This is a genomic window from Streptomyces colwelliae (assembly GCF_048158785.1).
Taxonomy (GTDB): Bacteria; Actinomycetota; Actinomycetes; order Streptomycetales; family Streptomycetaceae; genus Streptomyces.
The window spans coordinates 1-9206 of record NZ_JBLTJC010000395.1 but is presented as its reverse complement, the minus strand read 5'-3'; the positions used below and the strand labels follow the sequence as shown (position 1 = coordinate 9206).

Genomic DNA, 9206 nt, shown 5'->3' with positions numbered 1-9206 from the left:
CGACGACCACGGCATGTCCACCAACACGATGTGCACGGCGGTTCCTCTCCCCGTCACCACAGTCCGCGGCGTGCCAGCGCCCGCCGCGCGGTCTCGCGCCGGTCCGACGGTTCGGCCTCGGTGGACTGGGCGGAGGCGGTGGGAGAAGCGCGCATTCGGCTCGCCTCACCGCTTCGCGGCGGTTCAAACATCTCACGCGCCTCTTTTTTCTCACCCCCTTCTAGCCCCTTCTCACCCCCTTCCAGCCCTCTTCTCGCCCTCTCCTTGCCTCCTGTGAGCAACCTGGCCTGCCGGAAGACTGCCGGAGATCGCACAAGCGCCTGCCGTGCGGGCCGGGGAGAGTTCACGTCATGACCGATGTCGTCCCTGACGTGACCTGCCGCGCCCGTTCGCGCCGCGCCCTGTGGTTCTCCGTCGTGTTCGCGGCGGCGGGGGTGGCTGCCGCGGTGGTGTGGACGGTGTACCGCGGACCGGACGCGCTGTGGGTGCTGATCCCCGGCGCGGCGCTCGCCTTCGTCGGTCTCGTGGCGCTCCACGTGGTCACCGCCCGGGTGGACGCCGGCGCGTACGGGCTGCGGTCCCGGACGCTGCTGCGCCGCTGGAGCGTGCCGTGGTACGAGGTCGCCGATCTGCACATCGCGCTGAGGAGCCACTCGCGGGGCGGCCTGAGCCGTCACGTCAGCGTGCTGCTGCGGAACGGACACAGACGGACCCTGCCGCTGCCGACGGACTCGTCCTCCCTCCTGGACTTCCACGACCAGTTGGACGCCCTCCGCGCGCTGCACCACCGCTACGGAACCGACGTACCGGAGCCGGTTTCGGAGAGCGTCCGCGTCATCTCGGACCGCAGCGCCGGCCGTGTCCTGGCCGTGGCGGCGGGCTGGTGCGTGGCGTTGCTCATCGGGGCGGTCGTGCTGGCGGCGTCCGTGTCGGGCGTCGCGGCGGACCAGCGGGCGTGGGAGGCGGCCCGCCCGTGCACCGCCGCGACGCCCGTCGCGGAGCGCGGGGAGTGTCTGACCTACATGACGGCCGTGATCGCGCGGACCGACCCCAACCGGCCCAAGAAGATCAGCTGGGTGTACTTCACGGACAACCGGCCCTTCGAGCGCACCGCGGTCTCGCGCGAGGCGGCCGACGGTTTCCACGCCGGGGACAAGGTCCGACTGACCTTCTGGCGCAGTGACTTGATGGCGATCACCGGATCGCGGTACGTCTGGCGCGAGCACGTCGAGTCCGCCGGAGACCTGGCCGCCATCGCGGCTCTCGCCGCTCTCGCCGCGGGCTACGCCGGCGCCCGGGTGCTGCTGAGCCTGCGCGGCCGCCGCCTCCCCGACGACGAAGTCCTGCCCTCCGCCCTGCCGTTCGGGTTCGCGCTCGCCGGTACGGCCCTGTGGCTGCTGCCCCTCTGCTACTTCCACCCCACGACCCTGTTCGCCTCCACCGCGACGATCACGTGGGCGGCGGCGGGCACGCTCGGCACGGCAGCGCTCCTCGGACGGGCCTGGCGCGCGACCCGCGTCCGCGCACCCCGACCGGCTGAAGTGACCGCGGAACTCCCGGAGTTGGACGGGGAGGTGTTCCTGTCCGCCCGGTTCCTGGAGCACACCGACTACAACCCGCACGGCTTCGGCACCCACATCGCCCTCGGCGACGGCCCGCCCGCGGTGACGCCGGGCCCGGGCCGGTTCGCGGCCCGCCGGATCCCGGTGGAACGGCTCACCGTCCGGACGGTACGACGGGTGCGCGGCGGCGACGGCGACACCGTGCCCAGCGGCTGGCACGTCGCCGAACTCGACGACGGGGGGCGGCCGGTGAGGCTCGCGGCGGCGCCGGACGACCTGGCGCTGGTGCTGCGCGAGCTGAGGACGGCTGTGCGGGAGCCGTCGTAGAGAGGCTGCTGCCAGGGCGTCGTAGAGAGGCTGTTCCCGGGGTGTCGTAGAAGAGGTTCTTTGTCGGGAAGAGGTTCTTTGCCAGGACATGGAATTCCTGTAGGGAAGGTTGTCACTCGCGGGAGTTATCGTCCGACCTGCTTGTTCACACTTTCCACAGGAGCTTCATGCGCCTCAAGCAGGTCTCGCTCACGGCGGCGATATCGGTCGTCGCCGGGCTGACCACCGCGACCCTCGGCCTCACCGGCACCGCCGCGTGGGCCGACAGTACGGCCGCGCTGCCGCTGTCCCACTACGCGCACCTGCTGGTCGACACCGCTCACCAGCACCTCTTCTTCAGCCAGGGCGCCGGTTCGACCGGCATCGTGGTGACGGACCTGGCCGGTGACCCCGTCACCACGATCACCGGCGAACAGGGCGCCACGGGGCTGGCGTTGTCGCCGGACGGCGGCACGCTGTACGCGGCCCTCGCGGACGGTGACGCGGTCGCCGCGATCGACACGGCGACGCTGACCGAGTCCGCGCGCTACGCGACCGGGACCGGCAGCGGGCCCGTCTCCGTCGCGGTGGCGGGCGGCAAGGTCTGGTACGGCGCGACGGTGGACGGCAGGGGAGCCGTCGGGTCCGTGGACCCGGCCGCCGCCGAACCGGTCGCGACACCCCAGTCGGTGCTGGCCAATTGGCCCGCCGCGCCGCAGCTCGCGACGGGCGGCGGTGTCCTCGCGGCCGGGGAGATGAGCACGAGCACCACCGACGTGGCCACCTTCGACGTCTCCTCCGGTACGGCGGTCGCCATGACCCACCTGGGCGTCTCCGGCGGTCCGACCACCGGGTTCCAGGTCACCGGCGACGGCAAGCAGGTGCTGCTCGCCACGTCCGGCGACGTCGCCCTACGGGCCTACCGCACGGCGGACATGGCGATGGCCAACCCCTCTGTGTACTACACGGGCGGAATCCCCTCCGCGCCCAACTCGCTCACTCTCGACACCGACGGCACGATCGCCGTCGGCAGCACCGAGGGCTCGGCGCCCGGGGTGTACCTCTACGCGGGCTCCCAACTCGCCGAGAAATACGTCAAGTTGCCCGCCGGAACCCTGGCCCCCGACGGCCTGATGTGGGGAGGCGACGGCGGAACGCTCTACGGAGTCACGCAGGACACCTCCGGCGCCTACACCCTGAACGTGCTGAGCGCGCCCAAGCTCACCGACACCCAACTGGCCCTGAATCCCACGGGAGCGGTCCCCACCCGGCAGTTCACGCTCACCGGCTCAGTCACCACCAAGGGCTTCGTCCCGGCCGGAGCGAAGCTCCAAGTCACCCGTGACGGCACGGAGTTGCCCGACGCGACGGTCGGCGCGGACGGCACGTTCGCGCTCACCGACACCCGGTCCGACGAGGGTGCGTACACCTACCAGGTGTCGTACGCCGGCGACGCGGCGCACCGGCCCGCGACGACCTCGATGAAGCTGGACGTGGCACGGCTGCCGACCACCGTCGGCTACCCGGAGATCAGTTCGGCCAAGCCGCACTCGGTGGTCTTCACCGGCACCCTGAGTTCGGTGGACTTCCGCACCTTCCCCCAGGGCACGACCCTCCAGGTGTCCCGGACGGACGAGGACACCCAGGAGACGGTCCAACTCCCGTCCGTGGCAGTCGATCCGGTCACGTCGCAGTACACGGTCAGCGACGCCCCGGACACCACCGGATGGTTCACCTACCGCGTCTCCTTCGCCGGCGACGCGATGTACCAGCCCTCGGCCAACGAGCCGTCCCTGACCGTCTCGCCGTACACCCCGGCCCTGACCCTCAAGGCCCCGACGACCGCCACCCGCGGCGCCGCGCTGACCTTCGGCGGCACCTTGGGCGACGCCCCGTACCCCGCCGGCGAGACGGTCACCGTGTCCCGCACGGACCTGGCCCACACCACAACTCCCGTCACATGGACGGTTCCTGTGGGTACGGACGGCAAGATCAGCGTCAAGGACACCCCGTCCATCGGCGGCGCCAACACCTACACGGTGAGCTACCCGGGCGACACCGCCCACCAGGCGACCACCGCGTCCGCGACCGTCCAGGTGTCCCGCGCCGCGACGGCCGTGTCCGTCACCAGCAACGAGTCGACGTACACCTACGGCGCGACGGCCACCGTCACCGCCCACCTCGGTACGACGTACAACAGCCGTACGGTGTCGATCTGGGCGACGCCCGCGGGCGGCAGGAAGACGCTGGTGAAGACCGCGGCCGTCGACAGCGCGGGCAACCTGAAGGCGACGTACAGGCTCACCCACAACACGACGTTCACGGCGTCCTTCGCGGGCGACTACCGCTACGCCCCGGCGACGGCCACCCGTGCCGTCCACGACCAGGTGGGGATCGCCGAGAAGCTGGGCGGCTACTACACCAGCACCAAGTACGGCTCGGTCACCTACCGCGTCTACCACCACACGGTGAAGCCACAGGTGTCCGGCACCGTGTCGCCCGACAAGTCCGGGCAGTGCATGCGGTTCCAGGCCCAGGAGTACTACAGCAAGGCCTGGCACACACTGACCACGTCGAGCTGCTTCTCCCTGGCCCCGGGCAGCGTCGGGGTGACCCACCTCAGCCTCACGAACGCGGTCGGCCAGAAGTTCCGGGTGCGGACCGAGTACGTGGCGAGCGCGAAGGACACGACCAACGTGAGCACGTGGGGAGGGTGGTTGTACCTGACGGTCAGGAACTGAGGTGCGGGAAGCGGCAGTTGGGAACCGACCGTCAGGTAGCGGGCTGGTCAGCTCTCCTTGGGACCGGCCTGCTGCACCACCTCGAACGTCCACAGCGTCGAGTCCGTCGCCGCGGGCTTGGGTCGCTCACCCTGCGGGGATCCCTGCGCGGATCCCTGCGCGGAGCCCTGCTGGGGCCCGCCCCGGTGCGCGGCCTGCCCCATCCCCGACATCCAGTTCTGGAAGTCCTCCTCGGCGCGCCAGCGCGTGTAGACGAGGTAGGTGTCGGTGCCCTCGACGGGACGGAGGAGTTCGAACCACTCGAAGCCGTCCGAGCCGTCCACCGTCCCGGCCCGGTTCGCGAAGCGCTTCTCCAGCGTCTCGCGCTGCTCCTCGGGGACGGTGAGTACGTTGATCTTGACGATGCTCATGGGTTCATTCTCCCAGTCGGCGCCGGCCCGGTTCCGTCGTGGGTCACCCGTCTCACCAGGTCCACCCAGGTGGCCTGGAGCCGGGCGACCGGGATGCCGCAGCCGACGTGCAGATAGTCCCCCGTCTCGAAGTTCGCGAAGGCGAGCAGCGCGTGCGCGAGCATGTCGGGGTCCGCGTCGACTCCCGCCTCGCGGAGGAGAGTTGAGACGTGGTGGTGGAAGGCGCGGCCGGTGTCGGAGGCGTGCCGGCGTTCGTGGAGTACCTGCCGGCCCAGCTCGGCGCCCAAGTCGGCGTCGGCGGCGACCCGTTCGATCAGGGCACTGCCGAACGCGGTCAGCCGGTCCCTCGCGGGCGCCCCCGGTCCCAGCGGCGGCGGACCCGAGGTGTACGCCTCGTGGAAATCCGCCTCGGCCTCGCCGAGGAGGGCCAGGAGCAGCCCGTCGCGGTCGCCGAACCGGCGGAACAACGTGCCTTTTCCGACCCCGGCCGCCTCCGCGACCTCGTGCATCGTCACGTGCTCCGCGCCCCGCTCGTCCACCAGCCGGGCGGCGGCCTCCAGCAGCCGGACCCGGTTGCGGGCGGCGTCAGCGCGTTCGGTGCGCTCGGCGGGGCTGCCGTCCGGTACGTCGGCCGGTGCTTCGTCGGGTGTCATGGTCGCGGTCAGACGCCGCTGAGCATCGCGAGGACGTTGTCGTACGACCCGTTGGACTCGGCATCGCGCGCGAACCGGGCGCGTTCCACGACGAGTTCCTTCGCGTCGGGGTCGTCCCGCAGCAGGTCGAGGGTCTCGGTGAGGAAGTCGTCCAGGGGCATCGAGTCCTCGTTGTCCTCCTGGTCCAGCATGGTCGTGCGCACGCCCGGCGGCGCGACCTCGATCACCTGGACGCCGGAGTCCGCCTGGGCGAGCTGCACGCGCAGGCTCTCGGAGAAGGAGTGCAGCGCGGCCTTCGTCGCGTTGTAGGTCGGGGTGATCGGCAGCGGGACGAACGCCAGCGCGGAGGTGACGTTCAGGACGGCCGCGTCGGGCCTGCCCATCAGCAGCGGCAGGAAGGCGTACGTCATCCGGATCGTGCCGAGCAGGTTGACCTCGACGTGGTCCTCGGCGACCGGGAGGGACGCCGGGTCGAGGAGGTTCTCGCGCAGCATGATGCCGGCGTTGTTGACCAGGACGTTCAGCTCGGGATACCCGGTCCGTACCCGCTCCGCCGCGCGGGCGATCGACGCCGGGTCGGAGACGTCGAGGGCGAGGGCCTCGATGCCCGGGTGTTCGGCCGTGATCTCGTCGAGCAGTTCCTTGCGGCGGCCGGCGACGATCACCTTGTTGCCGGCCTCGTGCAGGCGCAGGGCCAGACCGAGGCCGATGCCCGAGGTGCCGCCGGTGATCAGGATGGTGTTGCCGGTCAGTTTCATGGGGTGTCTCTCCTCGCAGGTCACAGGTCGTTGCTGCCTCGACCGTAGGAAGGCGGGCGCGGGGGCGGGAGAGGAAGGTTTGTCCATGGATCGGGGATCCCTGGCTGGGCGGACGGAAAGCGGCGACGATGGAGATCGAAGTCGACGGTCGAGGTCGACGGTCCAGGTCGAGGGCACCGACGAGGAAGGGCGCGGGCGGGCATGGAGCGGAAAGAGCTGGCGGAGTTCCTGCGGCGGCGGCGCGAGGAGCTGCGACCCCGTGACGTCGGGCTGGTCGAGGGGCCGCGCCGGCGCACGCGGGGGCTGCGCCGCGAGGAGGTCGCCCAGCTCGCCGGCATGTCCACCGACTACTACGCCCGCCTGGAGCAGCAGCGCGCCCCGCAGCCGTCCGTGCAGATCACCACCGCCCTCGCCCGGGCCCTACGGCTCACCCCGGACGAGCGCGATCACCTCTTCACGCTCATCGGCCACAACGCCCCGGTCCGCTTCCAGCGCTCCGAGCACGTCAGCCCGGCGTTGCTGCGGGTCCTGGAGCGCCTGAACGACGACACCCCGGCGATCGTGCTGACCGACATGGCCGACACCCTCGCCATGAACCCGATCGCCACCGCGCTGCTGGGTGACCAGACGCGCCACACCGGCCTCGCCCGCAGCGCCTACTACCGCTGGTTCACCGACCCCACCGACCGGCTGGTGTACCCGGAGGAGGACCACCCCCGGCACAGCCGCACCCAGGCGGCCCGCCTCCGCGCCGCGCTCACGGGCGGCGGCAGCGACCCCCGGGCGGCCCGGATCGTCGCCGAACTCCAGGAACACAGCCCGGAGTTCGTCCGCGTGTGGGAACTCCAGGAGGTCGCCCAGCGCTACGGCGAGAGCAAGACGATCCTCCATCCCTCCCTCGGCCGTATCGACGTCGACGCGCAGGTCCTGTTCACCGAGAACCGCGCCCAGACCCTGGTGGTCATGACCGCCCGCCCCGGCACGGAGAGCCAGGGCAAGCTCGAACTGCTCTCCGTCATAGGGCATCAGCAGCTCACGCCCTGAACTCACTCCGCAGCGCGCCGGTTTCGCCCGTCCTCCCCGAACTGACATGACCCCGGGGGCGGTTGTGCGTCGAACGGCCGCCTCCAACCGCCCTCTTTCGGGTGATCTACGCGGGACATAACAGACGTAACGTTTCCTCACTTCGCTCTCTGAGCTGCGCTTTTGCGGAAAAAAGGCCGAAAGTGGTCACGTGTTCGCATCGCGTCAGCCCTCGCGCCGATCTTGTTCCGTTCTACAGTCGTGCACGCTCGTCCAAGATCACTTCCCCATCGAGGCGTGTGTGACCTTCCGACTGCCCAGCGCAGCCCCGCTCTTGAGAACGCCGCAGACGGCCGTCCTCGAGGGCATCGCCGGTTTCGTCCCCCCGGACGCGGTGCCGAACCACGCCCTGCCCGCCGCGTGGGACGTCGACGACGCCTGGGTCCGCAGACGCACCGGCATCGGCGAGCGCCGCCGCGCGGCACCGGGTGTGACCACCGGCGACCTCGCGCTGGAGGCGGCCGGCCGCACACTCGCCATGGCCGGCGGACCCCTGGTCGACACCGTGATCGTCGCCACCTCCACCCCCGACCGGCCGATGCCCGCCATGGCCCCCCGACTGACCACGCGCCTCGGCCTCGGCGAGATCGCCGCCTGGGACGTCTCCGCCGCGTGCAGCGGCTTCGTCTACGGCCTCGCCGCCGCCGTCGGCGCTCTGACCTCGGGGTGCGCCGACCGTGTCCTGCTGGTCGCGGCCGAGGTGTACTCGACCCTGCTCGACCCGCAGGATCGTTCCACCGGAATCGTGTTCGGCGACGGCGCCGCCGCGGTGGTCCTACGGCGCGGTGAGCGCGACGAGCCGGGTGCCGTACTGGCGCTGGACCTCGGCAGCGACGGCTCGGGCGAGGAGCTGATCCAGGTGCCCGGCGGTGGTGCGCGGGAGCGCTCGCGACCCGGTGAATTCGGCCCGGACGACCGTTACTTCCGTATGCGGGGGCGCGAGGTGTTCCAGCATGCGGTGATCCGTATGACCCAGTCCGCCCACACCGTGCTCAAGCGCGCGGACTGGGCGGCCGAGGATGTGGACCGGTTCTGCGCCCATCAGGCGAACGCCCGCATCCTGTCCGCCGTCGGCGACCGCATCCCGGTATCCGGCGAACGGCATGTCACCAACATCGCGCGCGTCGGCAACACCGGCGCCGCGTCCATCCCGCTGGCCCTGGCCGACGCCGCCGCGCGGGGTGAACTCCGCGCCGGCGAACGGGTGTTGCTGACCGCCTTCGGCGCCGGACTCACCTGGGGCTCGGCGGCCCTGGTGTGGCCGGACCTGCCGACCGTGCCGCACATCGACACAACCGGCGCGGATGCCGCGGCCGTACGGGCTGTGGACCCGGCTGTACCTGCTGCCGACCCGGCCCCGCGGACCCAGATCGCCTGAGACCCACCCCGCCCGAGACCCACCTCGCCCGGCCCCGGGCGTGCCCGTCGCCCCCGTCCATCGGCGTCTGCACCGCAAAAAACAGGTCGGACGCCTCGGTTCCGGAACTTCGATCACCCCGAAGTCCCGCTGGCCCTCGCGCCGGTCGTGCAGCGCGAGCAGTGAAGGCGGCCTGCCACGGCCAGGGTGACTCCGGTGTACGCGCGGTCGCTGTCGCACGTCCACCCAGGGCAGCATCTTCAGCAGCCATCGCGAGGTGATGGCCTGCATCTGCGGTTCGGACTTGGTGGTCGTGGCGAGCTGACGTGCCGCCAG

General features: G+C 71.2%; 7 protein-coding genes. 4 read left to right on the top strand and 3 right to left on the bottom strand.

Annotated elements, in window-relative coordinates:
• Positions 1 to 350: 350 nt before the first annotated feature.
• Positions 351 to 1889, top strand: coding sequence for a PH domain-containing protein (locus tag ACNFOC_RS45295; protein WP_416964839.1), 1539 nt, complete (start codon positions 351 to 353; stop codon positions 1887 to 1889).
• A gap of 167 nt (positions 1890 to 2056) precedes the next feature.
• The gene (locus tag ACNFOC_RS45290; RefSeq protein WP_416964838.1) at positions 2057 to 4609 is read left to right on the top strand and encodes a hypothetical protein; all 2553 of its coding nucleotides are present in this window, start codon (positions 2057 to 2059) and stop codon (positions 4607 to 4609) included.
• A 47-nt stretch (positions 4610 to 4656) separates the two neighbouring features.
• On the opposite strand, the gene ACNFOC_RS45285 is transcribed toward ACNFOC_RS45290, so the two are convergent.
• From ACNFOC_RS45285 to ACNFOC_RS45275, 3 genes are read right to left on the bottom strand one after another with little or no spacing between them, the layout of a single operon-like run.
• The gene (locus ACNFOC_RS45285) at positions 4657 to 5019 is read right to left on the bottom strand and encodes an antibiotic biosynthesis monooxygenase family protein (protein WP_416964837.1); all 363 of its coding nucleotides are present in this window, start codon (positions 5017 to 5019) and stop codon (positions 4657 to 4659) included.
• Complete coding sequence (locus ACNFOC_RS45280) at positions 5016 to 5672, bottom strand: TetR/AcrR family transcriptional regulator (RefSeq protein WP_416964836.1); 657 nt, start codon at positions 5670 to 5672, stop codon at positions 5016 to 5018. Before ACNFOC_RS45280 ends, ACNFOC_RS45285 begins: the two co-directional genes overlap by 4 nt.
• Before the next feature lie 8 nt (positions 5673 to 5680).
• The gene (locus tag ACNFOC_RS45275) at positions 5681 to 6430 is read right to left on the bottom strand and encodes an SDR family oxidoreductase (protein WP_416964835.1); all 750 of its coding nucleotides are present in this window, start codon (positions 6428 to 6430) and stop codon (positions 5681 to 5683) included.
• A gap of 201 nt (positions 6431 to 6631) precedes the next feature.
• Here ACNFOC_RS45275 and ACNFOC_RS45270 point away from each other — a divergent pair, with 201 nt between their 5' ends.
• Together ACNFOC_RS45270 and ACNFOC_RS45265 are read left to right on the top strand one after the other, a co-directional pair.
• Positions 6632 to 7474: a helix-turn-helix transcriptional regulator gene (locus ACNFOC_RS45270; protein ID WP_416964834.1), complete on the top strand. Its 843-nt coding sequence runs from the start codon at positions 6632 to 6634 to the stop codon at positions 7472 to 7474.
• 280 nt (positions 7475 to 7754) lie between these two features.
• The gene (locus tag ACNFOC_RS45265; RefSeq protein WP_416964833.1) at positions 7755 to 8891 is read left to right on the top strand and encodes a beta-ketoacyl-ACP synthase III; all 1137 of its coding nucleotides are present in this window, start codon (positions 7755 to 7757) and stop codon (positions 8889 to 8891) included.
• The last annotated feature ends 315 nt before the right edge of the window (positions 8892 to 9206 follow it).